16 protein-coding genes are annotated in these 15,359 nt (G+C 37.8%); 4 read left to right on the forward strand and 12 right to left on the reverse strand.

From position 1 onward, the window contains the following. Positions 1 to 184: 184 nt before the first annotated feature. Positions 185 to 979: a DUF1444 domain-containing protein gene (locus tag J2Z40_RS09875; protein ID WP_066399471.1), complete on the reverse strand. Its 795-nt coding sequence runs from the start codon at positions 977 to 979 to the stop codon at positions 185 to 187. Positions 980 to 984: 5 nt separating this feature from the next. Next, positions 985 to 1,302: a thioredoxin family protein gene (locus tag J2Z40_RS09880; RefSeq protein WP_066396873.1), complete on the reverse strand. Its 318-nt coding sequence runs from the start codon at positions 1,300 to 1,302 to the stop codon at positions 985 to 987. A gap of 213 nt (positions 1,303 to 1,515) precedes the next feature. Here J2Z40_RS09880 and J2Z40_RS09885 point away from each other — a divergent pair, with 213 nt between their 5' ends. Beyond that, on the forward strand, positions 1,516 to 3,567 hold the full coding sequence (locus tag J2Z40_RS09885; protein WP_066396875.1) for a methyl-accepting chemotaxis protein: 2,052 nt from the start codon (positions 1,516 to 1,518) through the stop codon (positions 3,565 to 3,567). Positions 3,568 to 3,663: 96 nt separating this feature from the next. Here J2Z40_RS09885 and J2Z40_RS09890 read toward each other — a convergent pair whose 3' ends face one another. Continuing rightward, the gene (locus J2Z40_RS09890) at positions 3,664 to 4,170 is read right to left on the reverse strand and encodes a hypothetical protein (RefSeq protein ID WP_066396878.1); all 507 of its coding nucleotides are present in this window, start codon (positions 4,168 to 4,170) and stop codon (positions 3,664 to 3,666) included. A gap of 153 nt (positions 4,171 to 4,323) precedes the next feature. Between J2Z40_RS09890 and J2Z40_RS09895 the strand changes: the two genes are divergently transcribed. After that, entirely contained in the window at positions 4,324 to 4,770 is a 447-nt protein-coding gene (locus J2Z40_RS09895; RefSeq protein WP_066396881.1) for a YtoQ family protein, read from the forward strand. A 77-nt stretch (positions 4,771 to 4,847) separates the two neighbouring features. On the opposite strand, the gene J2Z40_RS09900 is transcribed toward J2Z40_RS09895, so the two are convergent. Next, complete coding sequence (locus J2Z40_RS09900) at positions 4,848 to 5,354, reverse strand: DUF84 family protein (protein WP_066396882.1); 507 nt, start codon at positions 5,352 to 5,354, stop codon at positions 4,848 to 4,850. A 59-nt stretch (positions 5,355 to 5,413) separates the two neighbouring features. Beyond that, the gene (locus J2Z40_RS09905; RefSeq protein ID WP_066396883.1) at positions 5,414 to 6,487 is read right to left on the reverse strand and encodes a M42 family metallopeptidase; all 1,074 of its coding nucleotides are present in this window, start codon (positions 6,485 to 6,487) and stop codon (positions 5,414 to 5,416) included. Between the two features lie 158 nt (positions 6,488 to 6,645). Here J2Z40_RS09905 and J2Z40_RS09910 point away from each other — a divergent pair, with 158 nt between their 5' ends. Further along, positions 6,646 to 6,960, forward strand: a complete 315-nt coding sequence (locus J2Z40_RS09910) for a PepSY domain-containing protein (RefSeq protein ID WP_066396884.1) — start codon at positions 6,646 to 6,648, stop codon at positions 6,958 to 6,960. Between the two features lie 541 nt (positions 6,961 to 7,501). Here J2Z40_RS09910 and J2Z40_RS09915 read toward each other — a convergent pair. Both J2Z40_RS09915 and trmB read right to left on the reverse strand, forming a co-directional pair. Continuing rightward, a complete protein-coding gene (locus tag J2Z40_RS09915) occupies positions 7,502 to 8,341 on the reverse strand; it encodes a YtnP family quorum-quenching lactonase (protein WP_066396885.1) in 840 nt (279 codons plus the stop codon). Positions 8,342 to 8,467: 126 nt separating this feature from the next. Further along, on the reverse strand, positions 8,468 to 9,106 hold the full coding sequence (trmB, locus tag J2Z40_RS09920) for a tRNA (guanosine(46)-N7)-methyltransferase TrmB (protein WP_066396886.1): 639 nt from the start codon (positions 9,104 to 9,106) through the stop codon (positions 8,468 to 8,470). A gap of 133 nt (positions 9,107 to 9,239) precedes the next feature. On the opposite strand from trmB, the gene J2Z40_RS09925 reads away from it, so the two are divergent. Continuing rightward, positions 9,240 to 9,518: a YtzH-like family protein gene (locus J2Z40_RS09925; protein ID WP_066396887.1), complete on the forward strand. Its 279-nt coding sequence runs from the start codon at positions 9,240 to 9,242 to the stop codon at positions 9,516 to 9,518. Here J2Z40_RS09925 and J2Z40_RS09930 read toward each other — a convergent pair. The 5 genes from J2Z40_RS09930 to thpR all read right to left on the reverse strand — a co-directional run bounded on the left by J2Z40_RS09930 (position 9,502) and on the right by thpR (position 15,230). Next, positions 9,502 to 10,293, reverse strand: coding sequence for a phosphotransferase family protein (locus J2Z40_RS09930; RefSeq protein ID WP_066396889.1), 792 nt, complete (start codon positions 10,291 to 10,293; stop codon positions 9,502 to 9,504). The genes J2Z40_RS09925 and J2Z40_RS09930 overlap by 17 nt on opposite strands. A 211-nt stretch (positions 10,294 to 10,504) precedes the next feature. Continuing rightward, positions 10,505 to 12,655: a type I pullulanase gene (gene pulA / locus J2Z40_RS09935; protein WP_066396891.1), complete on the reverse strand. Its 2,151-nt coding sequence runs from the start codon at positions 12,653 to 12,655 to the stop codon at positions 10,505 to 10,507. Positions 12,656 to 12,683: 28 nt separating this feature from the next. Beyond that, positions 12,684 to 13,643: a diacylglycerol/lipid kinase family protein gene (locus tag J2Z40_RS09940; protein WP_066396892.1), complete on the reverse strand. Its 960-nt coding sequence runs from the start codon at positions 13,641 to 13,643 to the stop codon at positions 12,684 to 12,686. After that, a complete protein-coding gene (locus J2Z40_RS09945) occupies positions 13,633 to 14,622 on the reverse strand; it encodes a nuclease-related domain-containing protein (protein WP_066396895.1) in 990 nt (329 codons plus the stop codon). Before J2Z40_RS09945 ends, J2Z40_RS09940 begins: the two co-directional genes overlap by 11 nt. A gap of 35 nt (positions 14,623 to 14,657) precedes the next feature. After that, positions 14,658 to 15,230, reverse strand: a complete 573-nt coding sequence (gene thpR, locus J2Z40_RS09950) for an RNA 2',3'-cyclic phosphodiesterase (protein WP_066396897.1) — start codon at positions 15,228 to 15,230, stop codon at positions 14,658 to 14,660. Between the last annotated feature and the right edge of the window lie 129 nt (positions 15,231 to 15,359).

Here is a 15,359-nt window from a genome sequence, read left to right on the forward strand (position 1 = left end):
TCGCCCTCCTACCTGGGAGCTGGCCTCCTTTCGATAAAGGAAACACGAGGATTGTGAACGACACCGCGCTTGACGCAATCCTTGCGGTGCAGTACTGAATTTTGATAGTCACTGAACGTGGTTCATGCTGCTTGTAAATGCATTTAAAAAAAGGACCACAAAAAGTGATCCTTCCTTCGTCTGATTATTTATTTTGATTTTTTCCAAGGATAAAAATAGGTTCGAATTCCCCATTTTCGTATAAAAAGGATAGCGAAGTGATAGGCACACGACCACTTGTAAAGAAACTCATCGTCAATTCTGCTAAAATATCATAGCCTATCTCATTCATTATATCTGCAATAATTAATACATCTTGATGAGGCACCGCTATCGCCATTGAGCCTTTCATCTCATGCTCCATTTTTTTTATAAATGGTTCATTTAATATACGACTTGCATCGTACCCATCATTTTTATTTAGAAAATAAAATGTATTACCTGCAACTACATCACTTTTCATCTCTGTAGAGAGGGAGCGGATGTTAAATAAAGCGATCTCCCTTATTCTTTCAGGAACCCATCCCTCTTTCTCCATCAATCTCCTATCAATTAATCGATAGGTTGTACCTAAATCAAGCGCATAATAAATTCTCGTTTCTGCTGTATGGTCATCAAATAAAAATGAAACTCCTTCCTCCGATTCAGATGGAAATGAGGTGGAACGAATGACCGGAAAAATGTTCTTTTCATGCCCAGAAAGCTGACTATCTGCATCCATAGCATTTAAGCCTTCTTCCACATAATAAACAACTTCCTCGATTGCTTGATCCTTCTGTATTTCCCATTTAGCGATAATTCCAGGCAAGGAGATCGTGATCCCTTTGCCTGTCTGTTTATTTTCTATTCGAAGTTCGTCCTTTTTTTTATCAAATAAAAATGAACGATTCGAATGAGCCAAACGTTTCTCTAGCTCTTTTTTCATTTTTATACTATCCATTTTCATTATTTACTTAAACCATCTATAAAGTGTTCAATTTCTTCTTGTGTTTTGCGATCCTTGCTAACAAATCGTCCAAGCTCCTGCCCATCCTTAAAGCCAATAAAGCTTGGAATACCAAATACATCTAATTGAATGCATAAATCGATAAACTGATCACGATCCACATAAATGAAAGTATATGCCGAATATTTCGCCTCTACATCTGGTAAAATCGGATCAATTATACGACAGTCTGGGCACCAGTCTGCTGAAAACATAAAAATATGCTGCCCATTGTCTTTTAACTGTTCGAATTGCTCCATTGATTCAAGTTTTTTCATCTACTAACTCCTCCTATGTGGGATTCGCCCCCCACCCTTTTATAGTTTGATGATAACAAGCTTCTACCTGCTGGTCTATTAAAATGTCTCCTTAGAGCAACATTTATCACTGTTTATTATTTTATCTGTTATTGTATTACTATGAAAAAAGTTCTATAATTGGGTATAATTAAAATCTTTTGAATATTATTTCATTATAGTGAGGTGTAGCTATTGAAAACAATTCGCAGCAAATTGTTTCTCATTGTCGGACTAACAATTGGCGGCCTGCTATTATTAGTATCTTTTAACTTTTTACTTCAATTCATTCAAAAGAATAGTTCTGACAAGGAAACCTCATTACAAGCCATTGTAGATGGAAGCAAAGAACTGAAATATCATTTAGCCATGACTAGAAAATATGAGCAGCAATTTTTGAGATCACCAGATCCATTAGGTGCAGATTTAGTTGTGCAAAATATTTCAAGAGTCAAATCTGAGGCAAATCGACTAAGTGATTTACACGCTGACCTAGTAATGAAGGAGCAATTCCAAAGTGTTATTCTAAGCACTGAGTCCTATATGGATGAATTCACAACACTTACAACGATGTATCAACAAATTGGTTTTACAGAAGAGCAAGGACTAAAGGGACAAATTGCAAGCTCGGCAAACCAGATGGCCAATTTAACGAAATTCCTTAAAAGCCCTACGATCGATGAACAGCTTTTATTAATGAGAATGTATGAAAAACAATATCTTGCAACTAGAGATGATGACTCGTATCAGCAATTTATTGATGCAGGAAATGCCTTTCAAGCTGCCTTCCAATCGAATAACGATTTGGAGGATCATTCAAAAGAATATTTAATTAAAAGATTATCAGAATACCAGCTTGCCTTAAGCTCCATTTATTCTTCTTATCAGCAAACAGAGGATTTTATTATTGAATTTGATGGACAAGCTTCAGCAATTGAAAAGGCTTCAGCAGAAATAGAAAAGGGGATCATCGCTAATCAAACAGTTCTACGAAATGAGCTGAAAAACCAAAATCAAGTATATACGTATAGTATTTATGCGATTAGTCTATTACTTATTGTTTTTTTATCCCTTCTCGGTCTTTACTTACTATCAAGTATCACTAGATCGATTACATTCTTAAAGACAGGTGCTGAAACAATTGGGGATGGGAATTTGGCCTATCGTGTACCCGTAGTTGCCAAGGATGAAATGGGTGCACTCGCCCAAACATTTAATCAAATGGCTGAAAAAGTTCAATATGCTTTTCTTCATATCCTTGATTCTTCCAACCAGCTACAGGCTTCTTCTCAACATCTTGCTGCTATTTCCGAAGAAACATCAGCACAAGCAAATCAAGTCGATTCCGCTATTAAGCAAATTGCAATCGGAGCAGAGGAACAGTCTACCCAGCTTGAAGCTAGCAGAATGGATATTGAACAAGTAACGAGCGCAATTCGGCACACAGAGCTTCTAAGTGTAGAAATTAGTGAGGAAGTCGCACTTACTGAAAAAGAAGGCCATAACGGTCTGCTAACAATCCAAGAACTACAAGCTATTTCTGATCAATTCCTACTTCTCGCCAATCATTTAACTGCAAAAGTAGGTGAAGCCGCAAAGCAAGCAGATAATATTTCAACAATTGTTACTACGATTCAGAGCATCGCTGACAATACAAATTTATTAGCCTTAAATGCCGCAATTGAGGCTGCAAGAGCTGGTGAATCTGGAAAGGGCTTTGCCGTTGTCGCAAATGAGGTGCGAAAACTAGCAGAGCGTTCTAAGGTAGAAGCACAGGAAATTCAAACACTCATGTCGGTCATGAATCAGACGATGGAACAGTTATTATCTGAATCTGCATATTTCAATGAATACAAGCTTCGTCAAAGTGAATCCGTCCAGCAAACGAAAAAGGCCTTTGAAAATATCGCACAGCACGTCAAGGGCATTCACGAAAGAATTGGCACCATTGAAACAGCTGTGAAAAACGTCGATGCATCCACTGACTCTTTAGCAAACCAGATTCATGGGGTTTATACTGTGTCACAAGTTTCAGTTGCCTCATCAGAAGAAGTTGCAGCCTCAAGTGAAACACAATTAGATGCGATTTCAAAAGTAAATCTAGCAGCATCTGAGCTCAGCCAGATTGCAAGTGACCTCCAACAAGAAGTCAATCAATTTAAGCTTGATTCACTAGATGCGGAAGAGGTCAAAATAAAACAAAAAAGACGAAATCGATTTACCCAATTATTTACTAGAAAAAAATAAGCCCATTTATTAATGGTTAAATCAAAATAGCACTCATGAGAAATTGCCTTAGATTGAAAAAAATAAGACAAGTGAAGGAGAGTCCCTTCGCTTGTCTTATTTCATCGTAACAGAATGAATAATCTCACTCATAATCTTCGCATCTGAAGCTAATTGCTTCGTTTTTGATTGCGACGTAATTTTCACGCCACCAATCCCAATCGTCATTTCATTGATTTTTTTATCCGTATTCTTGATCAATAAGAAACCAAATTTCTGATCCTTATCAAATGTTTCATTTACGTCATATTCTTTTTGCTTCATCGTTGCATTGTACACAATTTTACTATTTGACTCTTCATGCTGATTATAGAATAGGATATAGGTTTTCGAGCCACTTTTTAAAATAATATTATTTGGAGACTCTTCTTTCACTTCAATTCCAAATGGAAGATAATATTTGATATCCTTATTTTCCTTATTTGTTTCTTTTGGTTCACTTTTGAATGCCAATGTAACAGCATCCTTCACAGCATTTTGCTCTTCTTTAAGTGAAGCGGAACAAGCACTAAGTAGTAAAACTGCAAAAATTAAGAGCAAGGTAGCTTTCGATATGTTTCTCATACTTTTGTCCTCCTTGCTAGGAAATCTATCATTCTTTTCTATCATACATTTCTTAAAGTTAGTCTGACAAGTCTTTCAGATGAATTCTTCTATAAGTAATTATTTAGAAATAGTGGTAAAATATTGATATCTATACGAAAAGGAGGAATGGAATTGGAATTAACAATTTATTTAGCAGGTGAAATTCATTCAAATTGGAGAAACGAATTAAAGGAAAAAGCAAAGTCTCTTCAGCTCCCCCTTCATTTTGTTGGACCGATGGAAAATCATGATCGTTCTGATTTAATCGGAGAGGAAATTCTAGGGGAGCAGCCAAACCCTATTTTCCGTGATGAAGCGGCATCAAACATCAATAACTTAAGAACAGAGCTATTAATGAAGAAATCAGACCTCGTCATTGCCCTATTCGGTGAACAGTATAAACAGTGGAATACAGCAATGGATGCAAGCGCAGCTATCTCTCTTAATAAGCCGCTTATCCTTATTCGTCCAGAAAAGCTCCACCACCCACTTAAAGAACTTTCAAATAAAGCCAATGTGACTGTCGAAACAGTTAATCAAGCATTGAAAGTATTAAGCTATATTTTTGACACAGAATAACCTCTAATAAATGAACTCGATGAATGGCAGATAGTCTCTTCAGACCGAATCAACTGTGATTTGGTCTGAAGGGATTCTTATTTTTGATATTCATACTGTCCAACTAATAGCTTCATAACATGGGTGAACATGTCCGCTCTTGAAACTTGTCCATTTGTAAATACACCAACTGCTCCTTCCTTTTTGCGAATATCCTCTTTTTTCGCAAATATCTCCATGACTGGGCCAAGCTCTTCTCCTGCAATTAGTCTTTTCGCCACCTCATCTGGCAAAGGAATCCTCGCTCCGCCTGCAATGATTGGTGGTTTCCCTTCTACTACAAGTGCTCCCCAATTACACAAAAATAAGCCATACGCTGTTTCCTGTACACCGCCCTCAAGCCCAATGCCAATTTCACCTTTTCCTGCTGCTAATGCACCATATGCGCGATTGATCGCACCTTTGATTGTTTCCTCGTCTGAAAAAGGCTGATCCTGTACACCTGAAGGAATATCTAAAGCATGAAATTCTGCTTCATATAATTGAAAGGCAGCTTGAACCGCCTTTATTTTTGCTGGGTTTTTTGTGCCGATGATAATATTCATTTGTATGACTCCTTATTTTCTAGTTGAAAAAGAGGCAACGGACCGTTGCCTCTCTCTTCTTAGCCGTTTTGTCGAATCGTTTCTACTGTTGTCTTATCGCAAGCTTTCACAAGCTTCACAATTAATTCCTTTGCAGCTGCATAGTCATCAATATGGACGATGGATGCATGTGTATGAATATATCGAGAGCAAATTCCAATCACTGCACTCGGTACACCTTCATTAGAAATATGTACTCGGCCAGCATCTGTTCCACCTTGTGAAACAAAATATTGATAAGGGATTTTATTCGTTTCTGCCGTATCTAAAACAAATTCTCTCATTCCCCGATGTGTGACCATTGAACGATCAAGAATTCGAAGAAGTGTGCCTTTTCCAAGTTGACCAAATTCATTCTTGTCACCAGACATATCATTCGCTGGGCTAGCATCCATTGCAAAGAATAAATCAGGATTAATCATATTGGCAGCTGTTTGTGCACCACGAAGGCCAACCTCTTCCTGAACTGTTGCGCCAGAATATAGAATATTAGGTAGCTTTTCATCCTTTACCGCTTCCAGTAATTCAATTGCTAACCCACAGCCATATCGATTATCCCATGCCTTAGCCAAAATTTTCTTCTCATTTGCCATTGGTGTAAATGGACAGATCGGTACGATTTGCTGACCAGGCTTAATGCCAATTTTTTTCGCATCTTCACGATCATCTGCACCGATATCAATAAGCATATTGCTCATTTCCATTGGTTTGCTTCGTTTTGCTTCATCTAGAAGATGTGGTGGAATTGATCCAATGACACCGATAACAGGGCCATTATCCGTCATAATTTGCACTCTTTGTGCGAGCAATACTTGACTCCACCAGCCCCCAAGTGTTTGGAAACGAAGCATTCCATTTTCAGTTATGGACGTAACCATAAAGCCAACTTCATCCATATGACCAGCAACCATAATGGTAGGACCATTTTCATCGCCTTTTTTCACGCCAAAAATTCCACCAAGCTTATCTTGAACAATTTCATCCGCATATTGACTAAGTTGCTCTTTCATGAAATTACGTACAAAATGTTCATTTCCTGGTGCACCAGGTAGTTCTGTCAATGTTTTAAAAAGCTGCAATGTTTTTTCGTTCATGGCTTCTTCTCCTAGAAAAAATTTATAGTATTCTTTCATTTTACAGAACTTTCATAGTACTTGCCACTAATTCAGTTTTTTACTTAGCTATTTTTTGGTAAGATGTAGGAGTAAAAAAATTACGAGCATTTATTTTATTCTTCAAATGGAGGTGCAGGATGAACTGGAAATCATTTATTTTAGGGGTTGGCGTTGGTTTAGCTGGCGGTTATGCAGCAAGAGAATTACTTGCCCAAAAGGTGACGGTCTCACCTGAAAAAGCTTTAGCAAATGCGAAAGCCATTTTTAAGAAAAACGGCACAATTAGCGGTTCATGGATCCAAATGACAAAAGAACCATACAAAAAAGGACAGCTCTCATATGAAATTTATCGGGGGGGCATTTCTCAAAAAAGTGACGAGCAAACAGAGCAATTTGAATTTATTGCTGATGCAGGAACAGGATTAATCCTTGAGGCATATAAATTAACTTAAAATGAAAAGCGGTAGTGCCTTAATTTCATCAGTTCGATTGAGAAGTAGAAAAACCGAATTCATAAGGTTAATATCAAGCTAAATTGCATACTTTTAGACTATAAAATTACACAGAAAACGCAGAGCATCCTCTGCGTTTTCTTATAATCTAATGACTTGTAATTCAATATTTGGTGGATGAGGCAAATAAATGAATTTTTATTTTTCTAAAGAACGCCCCTGCTTCTACCCAAATAAGACGCCTCGTCCTTAATCGAGTAACGCGCATAAGTAAAACAAGCGGAAGTTTTCCGGTTAAATGCAGAATGAAGCCCATTTTGGCGAAAATAAGCGGAGTTTTTACGCTTATTCAATGGAAAATCCTTCATTTTTTAATTTTTCAAGACAATAGGTGGAAATTTTCCGCTTATTCAGGCTTTTTTTATTAATAATTACGAAATAAGCGGAAGTTTTCCGTCTATTCGTCCGATTGGGTGCTCAATCTGATCAATGTGGACCTTCTCGATCTTAGACACCTTCATGAGCTTTATTCCTATCTACCTCATCGTTCCCTACTTAATTTATCTACTAGCTCTCCATCATTATTCCACTTAACTGCACGGTAATAGGCATCATGATAGAAGGTGAACCATGCATTCTTTTGAAGCCCATATTCCATCCATTTTTCCTTTGCGGCAATTGAATTCATCGGATAATCATCATAAGCAAGGACCCAAAGAACATTTTTATGGGCGTGGGTTGGCATAATATCAGCCATGTGAATAAGTAGCTCCTCACCATCCTCAATGACTAGAATCGAGTGTCCATCACTATGGCCGCCTGTATGGACCATTTTAATAGCACCGAGTGACCATTCCTTTTCATATGCATGCACTTGTTCCTGAATGCACGCCCAATTTTCTTTCCAATATGTATTTTTTGAACGGATATTCGGCTGTCTCATTTCATCCCATTCTACTTTTGAAACGATTATTTTAGCATTTGGAAATGCAGAGACGAATCCATCCTCATGAGGCTTTGTCAGTCCACAAGCATGATCAAAATGCAAATGAGTCATCAAAATATAATCAATATCAGCAGGTGTTAATCCAAGTGTGTGCAGATCTTCTTCTACTTGTGACTCTTCTAATGCACCAAAATTCCGCTTCTGCTTCTCACTTAACTTTCCATAGCCCAATCCAGAATCCACAAGAATATTCTTGCCATCCATCTGAATGAAAATAGGATCTGTACGTAACTCAATTTGATTTTTTTCATTACAAGGATATTTTTTTGACCAAAGTGGCTTTGGAACCACTCCAAACATGGCACCACCATCTAAATAATTTACACCGCCACGCAGCCAAGTTAATTTTATGTTCTTTAATTGTAATGTCTCCATTGCTTTCCCTCCCTTTTGATTATTTTAACATTTTAGAAAATAAAATATAGAGGCTGTCTGAAAATCTCCTAGATATAAAAAAGGGGCCCAATTGTCAAAAATATGACTTTTGGACACCCCTTATTATTACCGATACTGAGCTTCACAGCGATAAATTCGATTTCCTTTATTCGAAAACTTTTCTTCGTATTCAGTCATAATATTTCCTTCAAAATTGCTAGTATGAAGGTCAAGGCTTACGTATTTTAAAAGCATTCCGTATTCAGAGAAGCTTGTCAGTGAATACTCAAATAAACCTTGATTATCTGTTTTGAAATGAATCTCTCCTTGATCTACAAGAATATCTTCATAAATTTCGAGGAAAGTTTTATATGTTAATCGCCTCTTAGCATGACGGGTTTTTGGCCATGGATCTGAGAAATTTAAATACACACGGTCAACCTCTCCTTTTTCAAAAAAGGTAGGTAGATTATTTGCATCCACATTCATTAATTTCACATTCGGCAGCTCTTCCTCAATGATCCGGTCTAAGGCAGTCACAATCACACTATCTTGTAATTCGATGCCAATATAATTAATCATTGGGTTTGCCTTAGCCATTCCACTAATAAAACGGCCTTTACCTGTACCAATTTCAATATGAAGCGGCTGTTTCTTCTCAAAGACTTCATGCCACTTGCCCTTCCATTGATCTGGCGACCCAATCACATACTGTGGATAGTCAGCAAGCTTTTCCTTTGCCCATGGCTTGTTTCTTTGTCGCATATATTACACTCCTAAATAATTACTATTCCTTAAATAATACCATGCAAATTGTATCATGCATAAATCGAAAAAGGAACTCACATTCTAAGGTGAATTCCTTTTTCGCCAATGTTACCTTGAAAGGGTGTCGATCATGCCAATCAGTCAGCAGGATCAGTTAAATTTATTAAAAGATATACTAAGCAACCATCAAACAGATTGTTGTGGATCAGTTTCTGAATGTGAACAATTGGAACGATTAGTGAAATCCTTATTAATGAATCCAACGATTGACAGTCAAGCAAAAGCAGTACTTGAAGAAATCTATTATTACAGTCAAAGCGGTGTAAATGCTACCCATTTAGACAATCATATTGAACTGCATCAAAATGAGTTATCAAGCTGGGTAAATGACATTAATCAGTATACTTAGAGCGCATGCAGTTCTCAAGGAATTGCAGCTCTTTATTCATTTCTTCGTAGCGGCTTTTAATTTTATGCCACTGAATGGACGTTATCGTTTGGGCAACAGAATACCATTTCATCCGCAAGAATAAATCATCTGTAAGGATCAAACCGTAACGCTGAACCCAATCATGCCACTCTTCCTTCGGGATGTACCAATGTAAAAGCATGCCGAGGTCAATAGCTGGGTCTGCAATCATCGCGCCATCCCAGTCGATTAAATAGAGCTGATTGTTTTCTCCAAGCAGCCAATTGTTATGATTGACATCGCAATGACATACCGCCTTTTCATCGCAATGGATATGCTTCACATTCTCTTGTAAAAACGTAAGCGATTGGGCAATCATATCCCCTTGTCTGAGCTCTTCATCCAATTCTTCTTCAAGAATCTGGAGAATGGTTTCAGGGAGCAACGGGGATTTTCCCAATCTTTCGAGCATGCTAAGCAGCGGCTTTGAGCTATGGATCTTCTTTAGCAGCTGAGCAACTCGTTCATTGTTCATCTCTGCTTGCTTGAGTTCTCTGCCGCTTTCCCACTGTTGAGCGGTGATGACATCGCCATTTTCAAGTCTTTTCGTCCAAATAAGCTTCGGGACAATTCCCTCAGCAGACAATACAGCAAGAAATGGAGATGTATTCCGTTTCAAAAATAGCTGCTGTTCCTTATGTTTGGCAAAAAAGGCTTCCCCAGTCGCACCACCTGCGGGAACAATCTCCCATTCACTACCTAATATATCTTCCAAAATTGTTCACCTGCTTAGTAAGCCACTCATTCATGTAGTCGTATATTTTTAATCATGTCACTTGTTTCATCATAAAAAATGCTGTTGTTGATTTCCGCTCGAATCAACAGGGTACAAAAAATAAAAATAGCTATTGCTGTATTATTTCCCAATAGCTATCTTTTAAATTTTATCTCTTTCTTGCTTTTTTCGTCAAGCCTATTTATTATTTTCATCTGCGAGCTGCTATATAAATGCTAATAGGAGGCAGCATAAGTGTATATTTTATTTCCTCTTTTGAAATAATCGCTGCTGTTTCATCATCTGCAAGCACGAACCATGTCCCAGCAGGAAGCTGAATAAGACCCTCTGATTGGGCAGGATTAAAGAATACAAGGATTTCATCCCATTCCCCATATTTCGCTACATCTTTCAGCCTATAGCCAATAATAGGCTTCTCACAAGGCAGAAAATGCATATGCCGACGAATTAGTTCTTGCTTAGATAACCGAAAGGCCTTATGTGATTTACGAATGGCAATGAGTCCACGAATATAGTTCACATTCGCTTGATAATGGTCCTTCTTGTCCCAGTCAAGCTGGTTAATGGAATCAGGCGATCGATAGCTATTGCCAATCCCTTTCTTCGTTCGAAAAAATTCCTGTCCGCTATGCAAAAAGGGAATGCCTTGTGCGAGAAGAACCATTGCCGTTGCAAGTCTATGTTGTTTTTGCTTTATTTCCTCTTCCTCTGTTTGCATACAAATCACTAATTTATCCCATAATGTATGATTATCATGAGACTCAACATAGTTGACAGATTGAATTGGTGAATGAAATAAACCATTATCGCTCTTTTCGATTCCAATACTTCCTGCCAAAACCTCTTTGGCTGCTTCATAATAATGCACGTTACCTAGAGCATACCCTTTATCATATAAATTAAAGGTGCTTCCCTTTACCGTGTCTCTAAACCAGTCATTAAATTGGCCAATCCTAGGCAGCAATGCCTGGTTGCGAATACTCGCTTTCTCATTCAGCGGAATCGGTGTATTTAAATCCCATCCTTCACCGATAAGTAGAATCGAAGGATCGATTTCATCCACCTTTTCCCGAATCATATTCATCGTTTCTATATCAAGAATCCCCATCAAATCAAAGCGGAATCCATCTACCTGATATTCTTTCAGCCAAAACATAATGGAGTCGATAATAAATTTTCTCCCCATTAAGCGCTCAGAAGCAAAATCATTTCCGACCCCTGTTCCATTTGCAGGCATCCCATATTCATCATGCCTGAAAAAATATCCCGGAACAATTTTTTCAAAAGAGGAGCTTTCACGTATATAAACATGATTATACACAACATCCATCAGTACACGAAGCCCTTCTGTGTGGACTGCATGGATCATCGTTTTCAATTCATGAATTCGTTTATAGGGGGATCTCGGGTCAGTGGAAAAGCTCCCATCCGGTGCATTAAAATGCAGTGGATTATAGCCCCAATTATACTTCTTTGTAGCCTCACTTTCATCGACCCCTTCAAAGTCGTGGAAGGGGAGAAATTCAATATGTGTAATACCTAGCTCCTTTATATAGCTAAGTCCAGTTAAGGCACCATTCGCCCCAACAGTATGGAGTTCAGCAGCACCTAGATAAGTTCCCTTGCTTAACGTGCCACTATTCGGATGGATGGTAAGATCTCTAATATGAGTTTCATAAATAATTGCATCTGTAGGTTGCTCGAAAGATGGAAGCGGGGGTTTTATGCGATTTGTTTTTGCAAGATCGACAATGATGCCGTATTCGCCATTTATGCTTACAGCAGTTGCATACGGATCAACCGCTTCTTTCCATTCCATATTGACACAAACATGATAGGAGTATCTGGCCTTTTCTAGGTTTTCAGGTACGATCAAAAACCATAGCCCTTTTTCTCCTCTTTCCATTTGTAGAAATTGAGGCTGCAATGCACCCTCATGATTTACAAATAACTTAACCTCAGTAGCTGTCGGTGCCCATAGCTTAAACTCCGATTGTTCTTCTCGATAGCAAACGCCTAACGATCCATCATAGAAAAATGCCTGATCAAATGCCTTTGTTCGAATGACGGCTCCGATTTGCAAATCAGTTCTTCCGCCATGTGCATCAATGATCCAATATTGCTCACCGAGTGTGATTTGTTCATTTACTTGGCAAATATATTTAATTGTTTCCTGAAGTGGAATTTTTTTGAGGATTGTTAAAGGAAGAGGATCATTCTTATTCTCTTTCTCGATTAAAAAAAAAGCAGAAGTTCCTTCATAGTAGTCATTCGGAAGTAAGATCGTAATGATCTCCATCTCATCTAAATAAGCATTAAATTTTCGGTGATTTGAAATCATCAGAGCCTACCTCCTTCACATTGTTTATTCATTGTCCACTTGCATTAGAAGAGATGGGTAGAAGTCTGTGGCAAGTGATGACTTTAAGCGGTGTCGTCCCAATATCTTCCCCATCCGCATGGACTGGCAATGGGTGCAAGGAAGATATTCTTATTTCCTTACCAGTAAACGCCTCGACTCCTTTAAATGCAACATGTCCTCCCCAGAATACAGTAATAAAGACGAATAAAATTTTTAATCTAGATATTTTATGAACAACTGTTATATTTAATTGATCATCAAATGGAGAAGCATTAGGAGAAATTTTCATTCCCCCACCATAAAATGGCTGATTTGAAACACTAACAAACCACGCATTCTCGTAAGTAGACAACTTTCCATCGATGACTATTTCCATAGCTGATTTCTTAAAGGTGACTAAATTCTTCAGTAAAAAATAGACGTATGCAAGCTTTCCCAATGATAACCGGTTTAAATAACCTTTTATTTTTGATTCATTTACCTCACGGGCAATACTTGCATCAAGACCAACACCCATATTATTTATAAAATAAATTGCTTCCCCATCCTTTTTTGAAACTTTTCCTAGATCAGTAAGGGTAGCTTCCAGATCCTCTTTATTTAACAATTGGTTAAGCGCTGCGACAGGGTCCTTCGGGATCCCAAACCCTCTCGAGAAATCATTCCCGGATCCGCCAGGAATATAGGACAAATTTACATGCTGAAAACTTGCCGCTCCATTTACGACCTCATGCATTGTTCCATCGCCACCAACAGCAATAATCAAGGTTTTTCTTCCTTCTTCCTTTTCCGCTAATTTGCGCGCAATCTCTTTTGCATGACCACGATAATTAGTAAAAAATGCTTCATAGGAAATCCCTTTCTCGAGAAGCAACTGTTCGATTTTGCTCCAAACCTTTTGACAATACCCATTTTTTGCCTGGGGATTAATAATAAAATAAATCTTTGTTCCATTTTTAATCCTCATCATCATTCTCCCATTCAAGTCTTCTAATGGATGATGTTTGGCAATATTGCAGCAATGCTTGTGCCGCCTTAAGCTGTATATGTTTCAATGGAGAACGAAGATTTCTCATCCCGTTAAACCATTCATCATAATTTCTTTTCTCAATTAGTTCAATATCGTAAGGTGGAGAAGGATAATCAATATACCCATTTCTGCATAGCACCACTTTATGGATAGGAAGATCAATCTCATTCATTCGAAAAATTTGCTGGACGATCTTTCCTGTACGATTTAATGCTAATACAGGATTCAATCCCTTCTTCTCTACTCCCTTTACCCGTTTCACCCAGAAGCGTTCTTTTGATCCGATAAAGACGGCATCGTTTTCCTCTTCCAGAATGCTTACACACCAAATACCTGTTGGAGTGATAATGATTGTTTCAACTTCTACCGGCGCCTTCTTCAATAAAAATATCGGCGAGTATAAGACAAGAAATGTATCAGGAAATCGTTTCAGAAAAAACGTTAATTTCTCATCATAATAAAATGCTTTCTCCACAAATGATTTTTCCGTTAAGGTTGAACTTGCCCATTTCATTTGAAAGCGAAATAATTGGTCAAGAAACTGGTGTTTCAATTCTTCTACTGTATCTGGTCGATAAGTAAAGTTTGCTTCAAAACGCAATACATCCTCTTCATTTGTCTCTTCATTCATTTGTTTATGGAGTTCGAGAGGCTCAAGTTCCTCTTCTTCTTCTTTATCCTTTTTCCCTAGCTTCCAAAACCCTTTTATTTTATTCACTAGCGGTTTTTTTTCTTCTTCAAGCCAGTCTTTTGCCACTTCCTGTGGACCCGTGAAAAGAGAGGCATCATTGTTTTCCCAAGCATTTTTTAATTTTCCCCATTGCTGTTTTTTAAGTCTTACATAGCGTGAAGGGTATAAATAAATATTTTGTTCATAGCGCGAAACATAATCTTGTATTTTTATTAACTGTCCCATTTTTGCGAGCCTGCCTTATTTTTTCTATCTATCGATCATTCATCTTGTAAAGTGAATATGGCTATCTTTTCATATTTAGGTGTTCGATCTAGATGTGTTTGATATAATACAATCTCCTTCGCTTGGAAGGTAGTAGGGGAATGTTTGAATGGATTCTCCTCGATCAATTGCTTTTTCTGAAAAGGATCATTCGCAGCCCATTTTCTTGCTAACGTAATATGAGGCTTGAATGGCCTCTTCTCCAATTCAAAGCCCGCTTGTGTACAAGCAGAAAAAACAAGCTCCTGAATATTCATTAAGCTCTCTTCTTTTTGCATATCAGCCCAAAAGATTCTTGGTGCATCCTCTTTTCCGAAAACGCCCAATTGATGTATATGTATTGAAAAAGCCTTTTGTCCTTCTACTCTTTGCGCTGCCATTCTTTTAACTTCAGCTAGCTTTGTTTCTAAAGCTGCTCCAAGAAAAGCAAGTGTAATATGATAATCCTCTTGATGAACCCAGCGTTGAAAAGGAAAAATAGCCTCCAATTTCAAACAAATCCTCTTCATCTCTATCTTAACATTTTCAGGCAAACGAATAGCAAAGAAATAATGTGCTTTCGTATCCATTCCTTCCCTCCATAATCTACCTCATATTTTCACTTATTTTAGCAGATGTTAATGATTGATTCTATCTATAAGGAAAAAGCTGATCATTCTAGCAAGTCTAAGATAGACTTTCTTTAGCTTTCTCCGCCA

Origin of the sequence: Cytobacillus eiseniae, from assembly GCF_017874625.1 — a bacterium.
Taxonomy (GTDB): Bacteria; Bacillota; Bacilli; order Bacillales; family Cytobacillaceae; genus Cytobacillus; species Cytobacillus eiseniae.